Origin of the sequence: Streptomyces sp. NPDC048106, assembly GCF_040706415.1 — a bacterium.
Lineage (GTDB): Bacteria > Actinomycetota > Actinomycetes > Streptomycetales > Streptomycetaceae > Streptomyces.
The window spans coordinates 101,971-119,954 of the sequence record NZ_JBEZND010000014.1; the positions used below are offsets into that span (position 1 = coordinate 101,971).

Consider the following 17,984-nt stretch of genomic DNA (forward strand, 5'->3'; position numbering starts at 1 on the left):
ATGCGGACCGAGGGGTCCTCATGAAGAGGGGGACACCGTTTCCGGTGTCCCCCTCGGGGCTGCTAGTCGCGGGCCGCGGTCAGGTGTTCCGCGTGTTCCTGGAGCGAGCGGACGCCCACGTCTCCGTAGTTGAGGGCGTCGATGCCCTGGACGGCCGCGGCGAGCGCCTGGACGGTCGTCAGGCACGGCACGGAGCGGGCGACGGCGGCCGTACGGATGTCGTAGCCGTCGAGGCGGCCACCGGTGCCGTACGGCGTGTTGACGATGAGGTCGACCTCGCCGTCGTGGATGAGCTGGACGATGGTCTTCTCACCCTGGGGGCCGGTGCCCTCGGACTGCTTGCGCACCACGGTGGCGTTGATGCCGTTGCGCTTGAGGACCTCGGCGGTGCCGGAGGTGGCCAGCAGCTCGAAGCCGTGGGCGACCAGCTCGCGGGCCGGGAAGATCATCGAGCGCTTGTCGCGGTTGGCGACCGAGATGAACGCGCGGCCGCTGGTGGGCAGCGGTCCGTAGGCGCCCGCCTGCGACTTGGCGTAGGCGGTGCCGAAGACGGAGTCGATGCCCATGACCTCGCCGGTGGAGCGCATCTCCGGGCCGAGGACGGTGTCCACGCCGCGGCCGTGGATGTCGCGGAAGCGCGACCACGGCATCACGGCCTCCTTGACGGAGATCGGCGCGTCCAGCGGCAGCTCGCCGCCGTCGCCGTTCTTCGGCAGCAGCCCCTCGGCGCGCAGTTCGGCGATGGTCGCGCCGAGCGAGATCCGGGCGGCGGCCTTGGCGAGCGGCACCGCGGTCGCCTTCGACGTGAAGGGGACCGTGCGGGAGGCGCGCGGGTTGGCCTCCAGGACGTAGAGGATGTCGCCGGCCATCGCGAACTGGATGTTGATCAGGCCGCGCACGCCGACGCCCTTGGCGATGGCCTCGGTGGAGGCGCGCAGCCGCTTGATGTCGAAGCCGCCGAGGGTGATCGGGGGCAGGGCGCACGCCGAGTCGCCGGAGTGGATGCCGGCCTCCTCGATGTGCTCCATGACGCCGCCGAGGTACAGCTCCTCGCCGTCGTAGAGGGCGTCGACGTCGATCTCGATGGCGTCGTCCAGGAAGCGGTCGACGAGGACCGGCCGGGACGGGCTGATCTCGGTGGACTCGGCGATGTAGGCGGCGAGGCGGGTCTCGTCGTAGACGATCTCCATGCCGCGCCCGCCGAGCACGTACGACGGCCGGACCAGGACCGGGTAGCCGATCTCGTCGGCGATGGCCTTGGCCTCCGAGAAGGTGGTGGCGGTGCCGTGCTTGGGGGCGGGCAGGCCCGCCTCCGCCAGGACGCGGCCGAAGGCGCCGCGGTCCTCGGCGGCGTGGATCGCCTCCGGGGAGGTGCCCACCACCGGCACGCCGTTGTCCTTGAGGGCCTGCGACAGACCGAGCGGGGTCTGGCCGCCGAGCTGGACGATGACGCCCGCGACCGGGCCGGCCTGCTGCTCGGCGTGGACGATCTCCAGGACGTCCTCCAGGGTGAGCGGCTCGAAGTACAGCCGGTCGGAGGTGTCGTAGTCGGTGGAGACGGTCTCCGGGTTGCAGTTGACCATCACGGTCTCGTACCCGGCGTCGGACAGCGCGAAGGAGGCGTGGACGCAGGAGTAGTCGAACTCGATGCCCTGGCCGATGCGGTTGGGGCCGGAGCCCAGGATGATGACGGCCGGCTTCTCGCGCGGGGCGACCTCCGACTCCTCGTCGTAGGCCGAGTAGAAGTACGGCGTCTTCGCGGCGAACTCGGCGGCGCAGGTGTCGACCGTCTTGTAGACCGGGCGGATGCCGAGGGCGTGCCGGACCTCGCGGACGACGTCCTCGCGCAGGCCGCGGATCTCGGCGATCTGCTGGTCGGAGAAGCCGTGCCGCTTGGCCTCGGCGAGCAGGTCGCCGGTCAGCTCGGCGGCCTCGGCCAGCTCGTCCGCGATCTCCTTGATGAGGAAGAGCTGGTCCACGAACCAGGGGTCGATCTTCGTGTACTCGAAGACCTCCTCGGGGGTGGCGCCGGCCCGGATGGCCTGCATGACGGTGTTGATCCGGCCGTCGGTGGGCCGTACGGACTCTTCGAGGAGGCCGTACTTGTCGCCGGGCTCGCCCACGAAGGTGAACTGGCTGCCCTTCTTCTCCAGCGAGCGCAGCGCCTTCTGGAAGGCCTCGGGGAAGTTGCGGCCGATGGCCATGGCCTCGCCGACCGACTTCATGGTGGTGGTCAGCGTGGAGTCGGCCTGCGGGAACTTCTCGAAGGCGAACCGGGGCGCCTTGACGACCACGTAGTCGAGCGTGGGCTCGAAGGAGGCCGGGGTCTCCTGGGTGATGTCGTTGGGGATCTCGTCCAGGGTGTAGCCGACGGCCAGCTTGGCGGCGATCTTGGCGATCGGGAAGCCGGTCGCCTTGGAGGCGAGGGCCGAGGAGCGGGAGACGCGCGGGTTCATCTCGATGACGATCACCCGGCCGTCCACGGGGTCGACCGCGAACTGGATGTTGCAGCCGCCCGTGTCGACGCCGACCTCGCGGATCACGGCGATGCCGATGTCGCGCAGGATCTGGTACTCGCGGTCGGTGAGCGTCATCGCGGGCGCGACGGTGATGGAGTCACCGGTGTGCACGCCCATGGGGTCGAAGTTCTCGATGGAGCAGACGACCACGACGTTGTCGTTCTTGTCGCGCATCAGCTCCAGCTCGTACTCCTTCCAGCCGAGGATGGACTCCTCCAGGAGTACCTCGGTGGTCGGCGAGAGGGTGAGGCCCTGGCCCGCGATGCGGCGCAGCTCCTCCTCGTCGTGCGCGAAGCCGGAGCCGGCGCCGCCCATGGTGAAGGAGGGGCGGACGACGACCGGGTAGCCGCCGAGCGTCTCGACGCCCTTGAGGACGTCGTCCATGGAGTGGCAGATCACCGAGCGGGCGGACTCGCCGTGCCCGATCTTGCGGCGGACCTCCTCCACGACGCCCTTGAACAGGTCGCGGTCCTCGCCCTTGTGGATGGCCTCGGGCTTGGCGCCGATCAGCTCGACGCCGTACTTCGTCAGGACACCGTTCTCGTGCAGCGAGATGGCGGTGTTCAGGGCCGTCTGGCCGCCCAGGGTGGGCAGCAGGGCGTCGGGACGCTCCTTGGCGATGATCTTCTCGACGAACTCGGGGGTGATCGGCTCGACGTAGGTGGCGTCGGCGATCTCCGGGTCGGTCATGATCGTCGCCGGGTTGGAGTTGACGAGGATGACGCGCAGGCCCTCGGCCTTGAGCACGCGGCATGCCTGGGTGCCGGAGTAGTCGAACTCGGCGGCCTGGCCGATGACGATCGGGCCGGAGCCGATGACCAGGACGGACTGGATATCGGTGCGCTTAGGCACGCTGGCCCTCCATCAGGGAAACGAAGCGGTCGAACAGGTAGGCGGCGTCGTGCGGGCCGGCCGCCGCTTCGGGGTGGTACTGGACGGAGAAGGCGGGCTGGTCGAGCAGCTGGAGCCCCTCCACGACGTCGTCGTTCAGGCAGACGTGCGAGACCTCGGCGCGCCCGAACGCGGTCTCGCTGACCTTGTCGAGGGGCGCGTCGACGGCGAAGCCGTGGTTGTGCGCGGTGACCTCGACCTTGCCGGTCGTGCGGTCCTGGACCGGCTGGTTGATGCCCCGGTGGCCGTACTTCAGCTTGTAGGTGCCGAAGCCGAGGGCGCGGCCGAGGATCTGGTTGCCGAAGCAGATGCCGAACAGCGGCGTCTTGCGCTCCAGGACGGCGGTCATGAGGGCGACCGGGCCGTCGGCGGTCGCGGGGTCGCCGGGGCCGTTGGAGAAGAACACACCGTCGGGGGCGACGGCGTAGATCTCGTCGGCGGTGGCGGTGGCGGGCAGGACGTGCACCTCGATGCCGCGCTCGGCCATGCGGTGCGGGGTCATGCCCTTGATGCCGAGGTCGATCGCGGCGACGGTGAACTTCTTCTCGCCGACCGCGGGGACGACGTACGCCTCCTTGGTCGCGACCTCCTCGTAGAGGCTCGCGCCCTTCATGTGGGGCTGGGCCTGCACCCGGGCGAGGAGTTCGGGCTCGGCGGCGATCGCCTCGCCGGAGAAGATGCCGGCGCGCATGGAGCCGCGCTCGCGCAGGTGGCGGGTGAGGGCGCGGGTGTCGATGCCGGAGATGCCGACGACGCCCTGGCGCTCCAGCTCGTCGTCCAGGGAGCGCCGGGAGCGCCAGTTGGACGGCACGCGCGCGGGGTCGCGGACCACGTAGCCGGAGACCCAGATGCGGCCCGACTCGTCGTCCTCGTCGTTCCAGCCGGTGTTGCCGATCTGCGGGGCGGTGGCGACGACGATCTGGCGGTCGTACGACGGGTCGGTCAGGGTCTCCTGGTAGCCGGTCATGCCGGTGGAGAACACGGCCTCGCCGAAGGTCTCCCCCACGGCCCCGTAGGCGCGGCCGCGGAAGGTGCGGCCGTCCTCCAGGACGAGTACGGCGGGAGCCTTCGCGGCTCCCCTGGTGGAGGTCGTCATCGTGCGCCTTCCGTGTCGTTGATCATGTGGTTCAGGCTGTCGACCCATTCGGGGTGCTCGGCCGCTCGGTCGGAGCGGAAGCCGGAGTCGATCAGTTTGCCGCCGTGCTCCCAGGTCACCACCAGCAGTCCGCCCTCGGTGAGGACCTTGCCGGCGATGCCCTTGTCGAGGCGGGCCTCGCGCAGGGCGGTGGTGGGGATGAAGAAGTCGTCCGCGCCGGGGCGTTCGACCTCCAGGCCCGCGTCGGTGAGGGTGAGCCGGGCCAGGCTGCGGGTCCCCAGGCCGTGGGCCACGATGCGGTCCAGCCACTGCCCGGCGGTGGTGGAGCCGTGGTAGCGGCCGCTCATGCTCAGTTTCACCGGACCGGTCTCCTCGGGCGCGCCCGGGAGCTCCGGGATGTCGCCCTGGAGGGTGGCGCGCCATTTCCAGCCCTCGCGCATCAGCCAGTAGACGAGCGCGATGAAGAGCAGGATTCCGACGAGCCAGCCGATACGAGCCGGCCAGTCGGTGACCGAGGCCGATTTCCTGGCCTCGGCCAGGAGGATTACAGGTGTCACGTGAGCTTCCCGTCGACGAGCGTGGCCTTGCCCCGCAGCCACGTGTGCGTCACACGGCCCGGCAGCTCGCGTCCCTGGTAGGGGGTGTTGCGGCTGCGCGAGGCGAAGCCCGCGGGGTCCACCTGGCCACGGTATGCCGTGTCGACCAGAGTGAGGTTGGCAGGCTCACCGGCCGAGACGGGACGGCCGTGTCCGGTGGCCTGTCCGATCCGCGCGGGCTTGGCGGACATGCGGTCGGCGACGCCGGCCCAGTCCAGCAGGCCCGTGTCGACCATGGTCTCCTGCACCACCGACAGCGCGGTCTCCAGGCCGACCATGCCCATGGCGGCGGCGGCCCACTCGCAGTCCTTGTCCTCGTGCGGGTGCGGGGCGTGGTCGGTGGCGACGATGTCGATGGTGCCGTCGGCGAGGGCCTCGCGCAGGGCCATGACGTCGCGCTCGGTGCGCAGCGGCGGGTTGACCTTGTACACCGGGTTGTAGGTGCGCACCAGTTCGTCGGTGAGCAGCAGGTGGTGCGGGGTGACCTCGGCGGTGACCTGGATGCCGCGGGACTTGGCCCAGCGGACGATCTCGACGGAGCCGGCCGTCGAGAGGTGGCAGATGTGGACGCGGGAGCCGACGTGCTCGGCGAGCAGGACGTCCCGGGCGATGATCGACTCCTCGGCGACGGCCGGCCAGCCGCCCAGGCCCAGCTCGGCGGAGACGACGCCTTCGTTCATCTGGGCGCCCTCGGTCAGCCGCGGCTCCTGGGCGTGCTGGGCGACGACGCCGCCGAAGGCCTTCACGTACTCCAGGGCGCGGCGCATGATCACCGCGTCGTCCACGCACTTGCCGTCGTCGGAGAAGACGGTGACCCCGGCGACCGACTCGTGCATGGCGCCCAGTTCGGCGAGCTTCCTGCCCTCCAGGCCGACGGTGACGGCGCCGATGGGCTGGACGTCGCAGTAGCCGTGGTCCCGGCCGAGCCGCCAGACCTGCTCGACCACACCGGCGGTGTCGGCGACGGGGAAGGTGTTGGCCATGGCGAACACGGCGGTGTAGCCGCCGCTCGCGGCCGCGCGGGTGCCGGTGAGGACGGTCTCGGAGTCCTCGCGGCCGGGCTCGCGCAGATGGGTGTGCAGGTCGACCAGGCCCGGCAGCAGCACCTTGCCGTCGGCCTCGATCACCTCGGCGCCCTCGGCCGGCAGTCCGGTGCCCACCTGGGCGATGGTCTCGCCGTCGATCAGCACGTCCTGCGGCTCGCCGCCGAGCACCTTCGCACCGCGGATCAGGATCTTGCTCATGGTTCTTACTTCTCCTCGGTGCGGTGGGCGGCGGCGGGCTCGTTGCCGCCGAGCAGCAGGTACAGGACGGCCATCCGGATGGACACGCCGTTGGCGACCTGCTCCACGGCGGTGCAGCGGTCGGAGTCGGCGACCTCGGCGGTGATCTCCATGCCGCGCACCATCGGGCCGGGGTGCATCACGATGGCGTGCTCGGGCAGCCTGGCCATGCGGTCGCCGTCGAGGCCGTAGCGGCGTGAGTACTCGCGCTCGGTCGGGAAGAAGGCGGCGTTCATCCGCTCGCGCTGCACGCGCAGCATCATCACCGCGTCGCTCTTGGGCAGCGTGCTGTCGAGGTCGTACGACACGTCGCAGGGCCAGGACTCGACGCCGACCGGCAGCAGGGTGGGCGGGGCGACCAGGGTGACCTCGGCGCCGAGGGTGTGCAGCAGGTCGACGTTGGAGCGGGCGACCCGGCTGTGCAGGATGTCGCCGACGACGGTGACGCGCCTGCCGGACAGGTCCTGGCCGAGGCCGGCGTCGCGGCCGACCAGGCGGCGGCGCATGGTGAAGGCGTCCAGGAGGGCCTGGGTGGGGTGCTGGTGGGTGCCGTCGCCGGCGTTGATCACGGCCGCGTCGATCCAGCCGGAGGTGGCGAGGCGGTAGGGCGCGCCGGAGGCGCCGTGCCGGATGACGACGGCGTCGACGCCCATCGCCTCCAGGGTCTGGGCGGTGTCCTTCAGGGACTCGCCCTTGGAGACGCTCGACCCCTTGGCGGTGAAGTTGATGACGTCGGCGGACAGCCGCTTCTCCGCGGCCTCGAAGGAGATCCGGGTGCGCGTGGAGTCCTCGAAGAAGAGGTTCACGACGGTGCGGCCGCGCAGGGTCGGCAGTTTCTTGATCGGCCGGTCGGCGACCCGGGCCATCTCCTCGGCGGTGTCGAGGATCAGGACGGCGTCGTCGCGGGTGAGGTCGGCGGCCGAGATGAGATGACGCTGCATCTGTCAGGCTCCGTAGGGCAGTTCGGGAGGATAGAGGCAAATCGGAGCGCGGGTGGGTACGCCGAAGCGACCCTTGTGCGCCTGACCTGCTACTGGTCGGCCGGCTTCACACCGAGCAGCACGGTGTCGCGACCGTCCTCCTCGGCGAGCTGGACCTTGACCGTCTCCCGCAGCGACGTGGGGAGGTTCTTGCCGACGTAGTCGGCGCGGATCGGCAGTTCGCGGTGGCCGCGGTCGACCAGGACCGCGAGCTGGACCGCGCGCGGGCGCCCGATGTCGTTCAGGGCGTCGAGGGCGGCGCGGATGGTGCGGCCGGAGAAGAGCACGTCGTCGACGAGGACGACCAGCTTGCCGTCGAGGCCGTCACCGGGGATCTCGGTGCGGGCCAGCGCACGCGGCGGGTGCATGCGCAGGTCGTCGCGGTACATGGTGATGTCGAGGGAGCCGACCGGGATGGCTCGGTCGGTGATCTGCTCCAGCTTGGCGGCCAGCCGCTGGGCGAGGAAGACGCCGCGGGTGGGGATGCCGAGGAGTACCACGTCGTCGGCGCCCTTGGCGCGTTCGACGATCTCGTGGGCGATACGGGTCAGTACCCGTGCGATGTCGGGGCCCTCGAGAACGGGCCGGGCATCGGTTGCCTGCGGATGGGCGTGCGTGTCCATAGAAAACGGACCTCCTTCTCCGCCTCACGGGACGGACCTTAAAGGACGTCGGAATTGCGCCATCCACGGTAGCAGGTCGCCGGGACCGCCTCGGGTCACCCCCTTGGCTCAACGGGTCTTCACTACCACGGAAGCGTCGGGGTGGCCCATTCGGCTTGACGCAGAAGAATCACGCTGCGTAACCTCACAGTGAGTTACCAAACGCGCGGCGGGAAGACAGCCGGCCGCGTCGACACAGTGTCCGGGGAGCTATATGTCCAGCGAATACGCCAAACAGCTCGGGGCCAAGCTCCGGGCCATCCGCACCCAGCAGGGCCTTTCCCTCCACGGTGTCGAGGAGAAGTCCCAGGGTCGCTGGAAGGCCGTGGTGGTGGGCTCGTACGAGCGCGGCGACCGTGCCGTGACCGTGCAGCGCCTTGCCGAGCTGGCCGATTTCTATGGCGTCCCGGTGCAGGAGCTTCTGCCGGGCACCACGCCGGGCGGTGCCGCCGAGCCGCCGCCGAAGCTGGTCCTCGACCTGGAGCGGCTGGCCACCGTGCCGGCCGAGAAGGCGGGCCCCCTCCAGCGCTACGCGGCGACGATCCAGTCCCAGCGCGGCGACTACAACGGCAAGGTGCTCTCCATCCGCCAGGACGACCTGCGCACACTCGCCGTCATCTACGACCAGTCCCCCTCGGTCCTCACCGAGCAGCTGATCAGCTGGGGTGTGCTGGACGCGGACGCCCGCCGCGCGGTCGCCACGCACGAAGAGGCGTGACGGCGCGGAGCCTTTAGCAGAAACGTGTCGCCGGGATGGCCTGAACCTGACGGTTCGGGTCACCCCGGCGGCTTTTTCGCGCCTGCCGCCGGCGTCTCGCCGTACGGGGAGGCGCTGGACATGCCCAAGGGGCGCGGGGAACCGCGCGACCGGCCACGGACTACCCGTGGCCGCCGTATCGCGGTTCCCCACGCCCCTTCAGGTCTTTCCGGCCTTCCAGCCGGGCCCGGCGGAGCCGGGGCCGGGGCCGAGGGCTAGGCCCGGCGGAGCGAAGGCTTCAGCTCCTTGAGCCGTCCCAGCAGACCGTTGACGAACGAGGGCGACTCATCGGTCGAGAACTCCTTCGCCAGTTGCACCATCTCGTCCAGCACGACGGCGTCCGGGGTCTCGTCCACCCAGATCAGCTCGTACGCGCCCAGCCGCAGGATGTTGCGGTCCACGACCGGCATCCGGTCGAGGGTCCACCCGACCGCGTACTGGGCGATCAGCTCGTCGATGCGCCGCGCGTACTCGGCGTAGCCCTCGACCAGCTGCATCGTGTACTCGCTGACCGGTGGCTGCCGGGTGTCCGACCGGGACAGCCGGACCCAGTCGGCGAGGACCGTCAGGACGTCCGCGCCGCGCTGGTCGCCCTCGAAGAGGATCTGGAAGGCGCGCTTGCGGGCCGTGTTGCGGGCAGCCACGGTTAGCTGTTCACCCGGCCGAGGTAGTCGCTGGTGCGGGTGTCGACCTTGATCTTCTCACCGGTGGTGATGAAGAGCGGAACCTGGATCTGGTGACCGGTCTCCAGGGTGGCGGGCTTGGTGCCGCCGGTGGAGCGGTCGCCCTGGACGCCCGGCTCGGTCTCCTGGATGACCAGCTCGACGGCGGCGGGCAGCTCCACGAAGAGCACCTCGCCCTCGTGCGTGGCGACGGTGGCGGTGAAGCCCTCGATCAGGAAGTTGGCGGCGTCGCCGACGGCCTTGCGGTCGACCATCAGCTGGTCGTAGGTCTCCATGTCCATGAAGACGAAGTAGTCGCCGTCCATGTACGAGAACTGCATGTCGCGCTTGTCGACAGTGGCCGTCTCGACCTTGACGCCGGCGTTGAAGGTCTTGTCGACGACCTTGCCGGAGAGCACGTTCTTGAGCTTGGTGCGCACGAAGGCCGGGCCCTTGCCGGGCTTGACGTGCTGGAACTCGACGACGGACCAGAGCTGGCCGCCTTCGAGCTTGAGCACCAGGCCGTTCTTGAGGTCGTTCGTGGAAGCCACGGTTGCGGAATCTCCTGGACTGACGTACGACCCCGGGTCACGCGCTACAGCGCGAGCAGCTCCTTGGTCGTGATGGTGAGTAGCTCGGGTCCGCCGTCCGCCTCGGGGCGTACGACGAGCGTGTCATCGATCCGGACACCGCCCCGGCCCGGAAGGTGGACCCCCGGTTCGACGGTGACCGGCACGCAAGCGTCCAGTTTACCCATGGCCGCGGGGGCGAGCTGCGGGTCCTCGTCGATTTCGAGTCCGACACCGTGACCGGTGAGCGGTGGCAGGGCCTCCGCATAGCCCGCGGAATCCAGCACCTGACGTGCCGCGCGGTCCACGTCACGGTGGGCGGCGCCGGGAGCGAGGGCCTCGCGCCCGGCGCGCTGGGCGGAGAAGACCAGGTCGTAGAGCTGGATCTGCCAGTCCGCCGGGGAGGTGCCGATCACGAACGTGCGGCCGATCTCGCAGCGGTAGCCGCGGTAGGTCGCGCCGAGACAGACGGAGAGGAAGTCCCCCTCCTCCACGCGCCGGTCGGTGGGCCGGTGACCGCGGCGGCCGGAGTTCGGGCCGGTGGCGACGGAGGTGGGGAAGGCCGGGCCGTCGGCGCCGTGGTCGACCAGGCGGCGCTCCAGCTCCAGGGCGAGGTGCCGCTCGGTGCGGCCGACCAGGATGGACTCCAGCAGTTCGCCGAGGGCCTGGTCGGCGATCTCGGCGCCGATGCGCAGGCAGGAGATCTCCTCCTCGTCCTTGACGACCCTGAGCTGTTCCACGGCGCCGCCGATGTCGGCCAGGCGCAGGGCCGGGGCGGCGGCGGCGATGGCTCGGTGCCGGGCGACCGTCAGATGGTGTTCCTCGACGGCGAGGGAGTCCGCGCCCTGGCTGCGGGCGAGGTCGGCGGCGGTCACCGCGGTGTCGCCGCCCTGCGCGGACAGGACGTGCACCCGCAGGGCCTCGTCCGGGCGGCCCTCGAAGGGGCGCTCGTCCGGCGGGATCGCGCACACCAGGAGGTCCTCGCGGCCGCCGAGGAGCAGGACGGCGCCGCGGGGGGCGGCGGCCGCGAGGTAGCGCACGTTGGCGGGGCGGGTGACCAGCGCTGCCGCGGTGCCGGCCGCGTTGAAGTGGTCCCGCAGGCGGGAACGGCGGTTCGCGTACACCTCTGACATGAGATGAGCGTAGGAGTTTTATGCCATTTGTGCCGATTTATGGGGGCCGAGTGGGGTCGGGAGCGGGCGGTGCCGGTCCCCCGTGATCACCAGCTCGGGGGGCTCGCTATGGCCCTCGCCAGGACCTCGTCCAGGACCCGTGCCGTGCCCGGGACGTCCAGCTGGGAGTTGTCGATGATCGGGAGGCCCGAGCCGTACCAGCCGGCCATGCGGCCGTGGATGCGGGCGACCTCCTCGTCGGTCAGGCGGCGGTTGCCGGTGCGTTCGGCGTTGCGCTCCAGGACGATGTCCAGGCCGGGCAGCAGGACGACCGGAAGCAGACCGGGTCCCACATGGCGCTTCCAGCCGCCGAGGCCGACGACCGGGCGGTCCGGGAAGACGGCGTCGTCCAGGATGCAGGAGATGCCGTTGGCCAGGAAGTTGCGCGCGGAGAAGCCGCAGGTGCGGCGGGCCAGGCGGTACTGGGCCTCGGAATGGTCGTTCCAGCCGGACTGCGGATCGGCGAAGCCGGAGCGGACCCACTCACGGACGTCGTCCAGGCTGATGTGGGCCGTGGGCACGCGGCGGTGGTCCGCCCAGTACTTCGCCACGCTGGTCTTGCCCGCACCGGCGGGACCGATCAGCAGGACGGCCAGCGTGGTGGTCGTCGGATCGGGCAGCGCGGTGGCGGCCGGCGTCGGCACACCGAACGGTCCGCCGGGCGGCAGGTGCACATGGCCGGTGCTGTCGGGGGCCGCGGGCGCGGGCATCCGCTGCCGGACGGGCACCTGCGGCGGCATCGGCCCGGAGGGAGCGGGCGGCTGCGGATGCCCCGGCGGCACGGGGCCCGTGGGAGCGGGCGGACGCGCGGGGCCGGAACCGGCCGGCGGACGCGGGTGCCCCGACGGCGCCGGGGCGGGCGGGGCCGGTGGCCGCGGCTGCCCCGGAGGGACGGGCGGGAAGGCCGGCGGCGGGGAAGCGGAGCCCTGGGCGGGGCCCGGTCGGCCGCCCGGTTGGGGGGCGGCCGGCGGCCAGCCGGTGTGCGGCCGGTGCCCCGGCTGGTGGGGCGGCGGCAGCGGAGAACCCACTGCGTGCTGCATCCTTTGCCACTCCGTCTCGTACAGGCAGTTGGGGGTGCAGGCGGGCGGGGGTGGACCCCGCTCCTTCCCGAACGGTACCGTCCCCGGTCGTCGTCCGGTGAAACGGCCGGGGGCGGCCCGAAGTGCCCGACACGCCGGGAGGACGCCGCGGCCCGCGGAGACTACTCGCCGACTTCCCCGTAGGCGGCCAGCAGGACGGCCGGGTCGGGGCCCTCCAGGACCGTCGGCTTGGCCAGGCCGTCGAGGACGATGAAGCGCAGCAGGTCGCCGCGGGACTTCTTGTCGACCTTCATGTTCTCGACCAGCTTGGGCCACTGGTCGTAGCGGTAGTGCAGCGGCAGACCCACGGATTCGAGGATCGCCCGGTGCCGGTCGGCCGTCGCGTCGTCCAACCGGCCCGCGAGGCGGCCGAGTTCGGCGGCGAAGTGCATGCCGACCGCGACCGCGGCGCCGTGCCGCCACTTGTAGCGCTCGTTCTTCTCGATGGCGTGGCCGAGCGTGTGGCCGTAGTTCAGGATCTCGCGGCGGCCGGACTCCTTCAGGTCCGAGGAGACGACCTCGGCCTTCACCCGGATCGAGCGCTCGATCAGCTCGGCCGTGTGCGGTCCCCGCGGGCTGCGCGCGGCCTCGGCGTCGGCCTCGATCAGGTCGAGGATCACCGGGTCGGCGACGAAGCCGGCCTTGATGATCTCGGCGAGCCCGGAGACGTAGTCGTTGACCGGCAGGGAGTCCAGCGCGGCCAGGTCGCACAGCACGCCGGCCGGCGGGTGGAAGGCGCCCACCAGGTTCTTGCCCTCGGCCGTGTTGATGCCGGTCTTGCCGCCGACCGCGGCGTCCACCATGGCGAGCACCGTGGTCGGTACGGCGATCCAGCGCACCCCGCGCAGCCAGGTCGCGGCCACGAAGCCGGCCAGGTCCGTGGTCGCGCCGCCGCCCACGCCGACGATGACGTCGGTGCGGGTGAAGTTCGACTGGCCGAGTGCCTTCCAGCAGTAGGCGGCGACCTCGGCGGTCTTGGCCTCCTCGGCGTTGGGCACCTGGATGGCGATCGCCTCGTAGCCCTGCTCGGCCAGGTCGGCGCGGAGCGCGTCCCCGGTCTCGGCCAGCGCCTCGGGGTGGATCACCGCCACGCGCTTGGTCTTCGGGCCGACCAGCCCGGCCAGTTCGCCCAGGAGCTGACGGCCGACCAGCACCTCGTACGGGTCGGTGCCCGCGGTGCCCGCGACCTGGATCCGGGTGACTGCCTCGCTCATGCCTTCTTCAACTCCAGTGCGTCCAACGCTGCTTGGGTGACCTCTTCGGGGGTGCGGCCGTCGGTGGCGACGACGGCGGTGGCGACCTCCTCGTACAGATGGCGCCGGGCCTCCATCAGCTCCCGCCACTGCTTGCGCGGGTTGACCGTGAGCAGCGGGCGGGCCACGTTCAGGCCGGTGCGCCGGACCGCCTCGTCCACGTCCATGGAGAGGTAGACGACCGGGTGCCGCGCGAGCAGCGCGCGGGTGTCCGCGTCGAGGACCGCGCCGCCGCCGAGGGCGAGGACGCCCTCGTGCTCGGCGAGCGCGGCGGCCACGGCCGCCTTCTCCAGCGCCCGGAAGTGCTCCTCGCCGTCGTCCACGAAGATCTCGGAGATCTCCCGGCCCTCGGCGGCCACGATGTCGTCGTCGGTGTCCCGGTAGCCGGTGCCCAACCGCTCGGCCAGCAGCCGGCCCACGGTGGACTTGCCGACGCCCATGGGGCCGACGAGGACGAGACGCGGCCCGCTCATCGGATGCGGAGGTTGTCGAGGTACGACCGCACGTTACGGCGGGTCTCGTCCACCGAGTCGCCGCCGAACTTCTCCGCGACCGCGTCCGCCAGCACCAGCGCGACCATGGCCTCGGCCACGATGCCCGCGGCCGGCACGGCCGACACGTCGGAGCGCTGGTGGTGGGCCTGCGCGGCCTCACCGGTGGTCACGTCCACGGTCCGCAGGGCGCGCGGCACGGTCGCGATCGGCTTCATCGCGGCCCGCACCCGCAGCAGCTCACCGGTGGACAGACCGCCCTCGGTGCCGCCCGCGCGGCCGGAGACGCGCCGGATGCCCTCCGGGGTGCTCACGATCTCGTCGTGCGCCTGGGAACCGGGCACCCGGGCCAGCTCGAAGCCGTCACCGATCTCCACGCCCTTGATCGCCTGGATGCCCATCAGCGCGCCGGCGAGCCGCGCGTCCAGCTTGCGGTCCCAGTGCACATGAGAGCCCAGGCCGACCGGGACGCCGTACGCCAGCACCTCGACCACGCCGCCGAGGGTGTCGCCGTCCTTGTGGGCCTGGTCGACCTCCGCGACCATCGCCTTCGACGCGTCCGCGTCCAGACAGCGCAGCGGGTCCGCGTCCAGCCTCTCCACGTCGGCCGGCGTCGGGTACACCCCGGCCGGGGCCTTGACCGAGCACAGCTCGACCACGTGCGAGACGATCTCGATGCCGGCCGTCTCCTTCAGGTACGACCGGGCCACCGCGCCCAGCGCCACCCGGGCGGCCGTCTCACGGGCGGAGGCGCGCTCCAGGATCGGGCGGGCCTCGTCGAAGCCGTACTTCTGCATGCCCGCGAGGTCCGCGTGGCCGGGCCGCGGCCGGGTCAGCGGCGCGTTGCGGGCGAGCCCGTCGAGGATCTCGGCGTCGACCGGGTCGGCCGACATGACCTGCTCCCACTTCGGCCACTCGGTGTTGCCCACCATGACCGCGACCGGGGAGCCGAGGGTCAGTCCGTGCCGGACACCACCCAGAAAGGTGACCTCGTCCCGCTCGAACTTCATCCGCGCACCGCGGCCATAGCCGAGCCGCCGCCGCGCGAGGTGGTCCGCCACCATCTCCGTGGTGATCGGCACGCCGGCGGGAAGGCCCTCCAGCGTCGCCACAAGTGCGGGACCGTGGGACTCCCCAGCGGTCAGCCAACGCAGCCTGCTCAACGGTGCTCCTCAGTGTTCGCGCCCGGTACCGCCCGGCGCACGCGTGTCCTCGCGGGCGCCGACGGCGCGACCGGATGCGCGGCGCCGGTCCGCCACCTCCGATCCTCCCACGTCCGGGGCGGGTGCCCGGTGCCCGGTCCAGCAAGCGGACGGGGCGTGGACGGCGGCGGACGCGGCGCGGCGGTCAGCGGACGGCGAGCGCCTGTTCCCCGGCCCGGCGCATGGCCTCCAGCGGTGCGGGCGCCCGGCCGGTCATCTGTTCGACCTGGAGGACGGCCTGGTGGACCAGCAGGTCGAGGCCGCTGACGACGGCGCCGCCGTACATGGACCAGCGGGCCGCCAGCTCGGTGGGCCAGGGCTCGTAGAGCACGTCGAAGAGGGTGGCGGGGCGTTCGGGCACGGCGGCGGCGAGGGCGTCGGTGGTGCCGGCCGGGGTGGTGGCGATCACCAGCGGGGCGCGCAGGGCCTCGGCCGCGTCCGCCCAGTCGGCGGTGCGGACGTCCACGTCGAGGCGGCGGCCCCACTGGCGCATCTCCTCGGCGCGGGGCTCGCTGCGCACATAGGCGACGACCTCGCCGGTGCAGACGCGGGAGAGGGCGGCGAGCGCGGAGGAGGCGGTGGCACCGGCACCGAGGATCGCGGCGGACTCCACCTGTTCGATGCCGTGTTCGCGCAGCGCGGCCACCATGCCCGGGATATCGGTGTTGTCCCCGCGCTTGCGGCCGTCCGCGCCGAACACGACCGTGTTGACCGCGTCCACGGCGGCGGCCGTCTCGCTGATCTCGTCCAGCAGCGGGATGACCGCCCGCTTCAGCGGCATGGTCAGCGACAGGCCCGCCCACTCGGGTCCGAGCCGCTCGAAGAAGCCGGGCAGGGCCGCCTCGTCGACCTCGAAGCGGTCGTACGACCAGCCGGTGAGCCCGAGTCCGGCGTAGGCGGCCTCGTGCAGTACCGGGGAGAGCGAGTGGGCGATGGGCTTTCCGAGCACGGCGGCCCGGCGGGCGTCAGTTGCCCGAACTGGCATTGAACTTGTCCTTGAGCTGCTTGAATTCTTCGTAGGTACGGGCGAATTCGGTATTGGTCGTACCGTCGGTCGCCACGAAATAGATCCAGCCGTCGTGGGTCGGGTTCAGCGCCGCCTTGAGTGCGTCCTCGCCGGGGTTGCCGATCGGACCGGGCGGAAGGCCCTTGTGGGTGTACGTGTTGTACGGGCTCTGATTGCTGTTGATCTCCTTCTCGGAGATATGGATGTTGCTGGTGCCCTTGGCGTAGTTGTACGTCGAGTCGAACTGCAGAAGCTGGTTCGTCTCGGTGTTGGTGGGCTTCAGGCGGTTGTAGACCACTTCCGCCATCTTGCGGAAGTCGTCGTGCGTCTTGCCCTCCGCCTGGACCAGGCTCGCGACCGTGACCAGCTCGAACGCGTCGTGCAGACCCAGCGACTTCGCCTTAGCGTCCAGTCCGTAGGCGGCGTACCGCTCCTTGGCCTGGGCCACCATCTGCTTGAGGATCGCGTCCGGCTTCATGCCCTTGGCAGCCGGGTACGTGCCGGGGAAGAGGAAGCCCTCCAGCGGGTCCTTCATCTCCGTGCTGCTCTTCACCCAGGTCGGCATACCGAGGTCCCGGTATTCCTTGTTCGCGATCTTCTGGGTGCTGCCCGCGGAAATGCCGAGTTTCTTGTCGATGGCCTGATAAACGGCGACATTGCGCTCGCCCGGCGTCACGATCACATTGTTCTGGCTCTTCGGGTCGAGCATCATGCGCACGGCGCTGGCGGCGGACATCTCCTTCTTCAGGAGATAGGCGCCGGCCTGGATCGAGTCGCCGCCCGGTGTCGTGCCCTGCGCGTGCACGAAGGCCTCGGCGCTCTTGACGACCCCGGCCTCCTTCAGACGCCGCCCGATGTCCCAGCCGCCGGCGCCCTTGGGGATCTCGACGGTCACCGTCTCACCGGTGCCCTCCCCCGCGTAGTCCGGGGCCGGGGCGAAACGATTTTGGTAGAACTTGTAGCCGTAGTAGCCGACTCCGGCGAGACCGCCGCCGAAGACCAGGACGACGACCATGCAGGCGCAGCCGGTGCGCTTCTTCTTGCCCTTGACGGGTTTTCTGCCCTTGCCGCCGCGCCGCTCCCGGCGGCCGACCCGCTCGTGCTCCTCGTCGCCCTCGTCGTCATCGCCGCCGCCCGCGAAGAAGGCGTGTTCCTCCTCCTCGTCGGCCGGGCCGGCCGGCTCGGGTTCGGCCTCGGGGCGCCGGTGGCCGGGCGGCTCCGGCGGCGGATAGGCGTCCTCGGTGCCGTAGAGGTCGGGCTGCTGGGCGCCGTACGCCACGGGCTGCTGGCCGTAGGGGTCGCCCGGGTCGGCGGCGTAGGGCACCTGTCCGTGGGTGCCGGTCGCGTCCCAGCCGCCCTGGTGACCGGGATGGCCCGGCTGCTGGGGGTGCTGCGGGTGCTGCGGATGCTGGCCCTGGTACCGGGGGTCGTACTGAGGCTGGCCCTGGTCGCCGTAGTACGGGTACTGCTGGCCCTCGTACCCGGGCTGCTGCTGGCCCTGCGACCAGTCGCCGTACTGCGGCTCCTGCGGGTACTGCTGCTGCGACCGGCCGCCGTAGGCAGCTTGGTGCGCGGCGTACGCCTGCTGCCCTTCCCATCCGCCGTCCCCGTACAACGGGTCCTGCGGATGCCACGGTTCGGAGCCTGGGCCCCGGCCATACTCAGTCATCGATCCCCTAGAGCCGCGAGGCCGGCGGTCGCACGGCCCGGGGCCGGTTTCCGCTCCGCCTCTTGCTGTGCGGCGGCTGTTCGAACGCCGCCGCATC

Annotated in this window: 16 protein-coding genes; 1 reads left to right on the forward strand and 15 read right to left on the reverse strand. The window is 71.3% G+C overall.

What is annotated here, in order from left to right; all coding sequences use genetic code 11:
• Positions 1-62: 62 nt before the first annotated feature.
• The 6 genes from carB to pyrR all read right to left on the reverse strand — a co-directional run bounded on the left by carB (position 63) and on the right by pyrR (position 7,988).
• A complete protein-coding gene (gene carB, locus AB0927_RS17035) occupies positions 63-3,371 on the reverse strand; it encodes a carbamoyl-phosphate synthase large subunit (RefSeq protein WP_366668383.1) in 3,309 nt (1,102 codons plus the stop codon).
• Positions 3,364-4,506 (reverse strand): glutamine-hydrolyzing carbamoyl-phosphate synthase small subunit, encoded by a 1,143-nt coding sequence (carA, locus tag AB0927_RS17040; RefSeq protein ID WP_366668384.1) that lies wholly within the window; start codon positions 4,504-4,506, stop codon positions 3,364-3,366. The genes carB and carA overlap by 8 nt, the downstream gene beginning before the upstream one ends.
• Positions 4,503-5,063 (reverse strand): hypothetical protein, encoded by a 561-nt coding sequence (locus tag AB0927_RS17045; RefSeq protein ID WP_366668385.1) that lies wholly within the window; start codon positions 5,061-5,063, stop codon positions 4,503-4,505. The genes carA and AB0927_RS17045 overlap by 4 nt, the downstream gene beginning before the upstream one ends.
• Positions 5,060-6,346, reverse strand: coding sequence for a dihydroorotase (locus tag AB0927_RS17050; protein ID WP_366668386.1), 1,287 nt, complete (start codon positions 6,344-6,346; stop codon positions 5,060-5,062). The genes AB0927_RS17045 and AB0927_RS17050 overlap by 4 nt, the downstream gene beginning before the upstream one ends.
• Positions 6,347-6,351: 5 nt before the next feature.
• On the reverse strand, positions 6,352-7,326 hold the full coding sequence (locus AB0927_RS17055; protein ID WP_366668387.1) for an aspartate carbamoyltransferase catalytic subunit: 975 nt from the start codon (positions 7,324-7,326) through the stop codon (positions 6,352-6,354).
• An 89-nt stretch (positions 7,327-7,415) separates the two neighbouring features.
• Positions 7,416-7,988, reverse strand: coding sequence for a bifunctional pyr operon transcriptional regulator/uracil phosphoribosyltransferase PyrR (pyrR, locus tag AB0927_RS17060; RefSeq protein WP_366668388.1), 573 nt, complete (start codon positions 7,986-7,988; stop codon positions 7,416-7,418).
• A 253-nt stretch (positions 7,989-8,241) separates the two neighbouring features.
• Between pyrR and bldD the strand changes: the two genes are divergently transcribed.
• On the forward strand, positions 8,242-8,745 hold the full coding sequence (bldD, locus tag AB0927_RS17065; RefSeq protein ID WP_014671524.1) for a transcriptional regulator BldD: 504 nt from the start codon (positions 8,242-8,244) through the stop codon (positions 8,743-8,745).
• A gap of 254 nt (positions 8,746-8,999) precedes the next feature.
• On the opposite strand, the gene nusB is transcribed toward bldD, so the two are convergent.
• From nusB to mltG, 9 genes are all read right to left on the reverse strand, one after another.
• Complete coding sequence (gene nusB / locus AB0927_RS17070) at positions 9,000-9,428, reverse strand: transcription antitermination factor NusB (RefSeq protein WP_366668389.1); 429 nt, start codon at positions 9,426-9,428, stop codon at positions 9,000-9,002.
• 2 nt (positions 9,429-9,430) lie between these two features.
• The gene (efp, locus tag AB0927_RS17075; protein ID WP_366668390.1) at positions 9,431-9,997 is read right to left on the reverse strand and encodes an elongation factor P; all 567 of its coding nucleotides are present in this window, start codon (positions 9,995-9,997) and stop codon (positions 9,431-9,433) included.
• Positions 9,998-10,041: 44 nt separating this feature from the next.
• Positions 10,042-11,148 carry an aminopeptidase P family protein gene (locus tag AB0927_RS17080; RefSeq protein WP_366668391.1) on the reverse strand — a complete coding sequence of 369 codons (1,107 nt, stop codon included), beginning with the start codon at positions 11,146-11,148 and terminating at the stop codon, positions 10,042-10,044.
• Positions 11,149-11,234: 86 nt separating this feature from the next.
• A complete protein-coding gene (locus AB0927_RS17085; RefSeq protein WP_366668392.1) occupies positions 11,235-12,227 on the reverse strand; it encodes an AAA family ATPase in 993 nt (330 codons plus the stop codon).
• Positions 12,228-12,388: 161 nt separating this feature from the next.
• Entirely contained in the window at positions 12,389-13,480 is a 1,092-nt protein-coding gene (gene aroB, locus AB0927_RS17090; RefSeq protein WP_366668393.1) for a 3-dehydroquinate synthase, read from the reverse strand.
• Positions 13,477-13,992 carry a shikimate kinase gene (locus AB0927_RS17095; RefSeq protein ID WP_366668394.1) on the reverse strand — a complete coding sequence of 172 codons (516 nt, stop codon included), beginning with the start codon at positions 13,990-13,992 and terminating at the stop codon, positions 13,477-13,479. The genes aroB and AB0927_RS17095 overlap by 4 nt, the downstream gene beginning before the upstream one ends.
• Positions 13,989-15,173 carry a chorismate synthase gene (gene aroC / locus AB0927_RS17100; RefSeq protein ID WP_366668395.1) on the reverse strand — a complete coding sequence of 395 codons (1,185 nt, stop codon included), beginning with the start codon at positions 15,171-15,173 and terminating at the stop codon, positions 13,989-13,991. Before aroC ends, AB0927_RS17095 begins: the two co-directional genes overlap by 4 nt.
• Positions 15,174-15,357: 184 nt before the next feature.
• On the reverse strand, positions 15,358-16,197 hold the full coding sequence (locus tag AB0927_RS17105; protein ID WP_366668396.1) for a shikimate dehydrogenase: 840 nt from the start codon (positions 16,195-16,197) through the stop codon (positions 15,358-15,360).
• Positions 16,178-17,887 (reverse strand): endolytic transglycosylase MltG, encoded by a 1,710-nt coding sequence (gene mltG / locus AB0927_RS17110; RefSeq protein WP_366668397.1) that lies wholly within the window; start codon positions 17,885-17,887, stop codon positions 16,178-16,180. Before mltG ends, AB0927_RS17105 begins: the two co-directional genes overlap by 20 nt.
• Positions 17,888-17,984: the final 97 nt, after the last annotated feature.

Excerpts from the sequence above, each read along its gene's own strand:
- AB0927_RS17080 (WP_366668391.1), bottom strand. The coding sequence starts at position 11,148 with ATGTCAGAGGTGTACGCGAACCGCCGTTCCCGCCTGCGGGACCACTTC.
- aroB (WP_366668393.1), bottom strand. The coding sequence starts at position 13,480 with ATGAGCGAGGCAGTCACCCGGATCCAGGTCGCGGGCACCGCGGGCACC.
- bldD (WP_014671524.1), top strand. The coding sequence starts at position 8,242 with ATGTCCAGCGAATACGCCAAACAGCTCGGGGCCAAGCTCCGGGCCATC.
- mltG (WP_366668397.1), bottom strand. The coding sequence starts at position 17,887 with ATGACTGAGTATGGCCGGGGCCCAGGCTCCGAACCGTGGCATCCGCAG.
- AB0927_RS17055 (WP_366668387.1), bottom strand. The coding sequence starts at position 7,326 with ATGCAGCGTCATCTCATCTCGGCCGCCGACCTCACCCGCGACGACGCC.
- pyrR (WP_366668388.1), bottom strand. The coding sequence starts at position 7,988 with ATGGACACGCACGCCCATCCGCAGGCAACCGATGCCCGGCCCGTTCTC.
- AB0927_RS17085 (WP_366668392.1), bottom strand. The coding sequence starts at position 12,227 with ATGCAGCACGCAGTGGGTTCTCCGCTGCCGCCGCCCCACCAGCCGGGG.
- AB0927_RS17095 (WP_366668394.1), bottom strand. The coding sequence starts at position 13,992 with ATGAGCGGGCCGCGTCTCGTCCTCGTCGGCCCCATGGGCGTCGGCAAG.
- AB0927_RS17105 (WP_366668396.1), bottom strand. The coding sequence starts at position 16,197 with ATGCCAGTTCGGGCAACTGACGCCCGCCGGGCCGCCGTGCTCGGAAAG.
- AB0927_RS17050 (WP_366668386.1), bottom strand. The coding sequence starts at position 6,346 with ATGAGCAAGATCCTGATCCGCGGTGCGAAGGTGCTCGGCGGCGAGCCG.
- carA (WP_366668384.1), bottom strand. The coding sequence starts at position 4,506 with ATGACGACCTCCACCAGGGGAGCCGCGAAGGCTCCCGCCGTACTCGTC.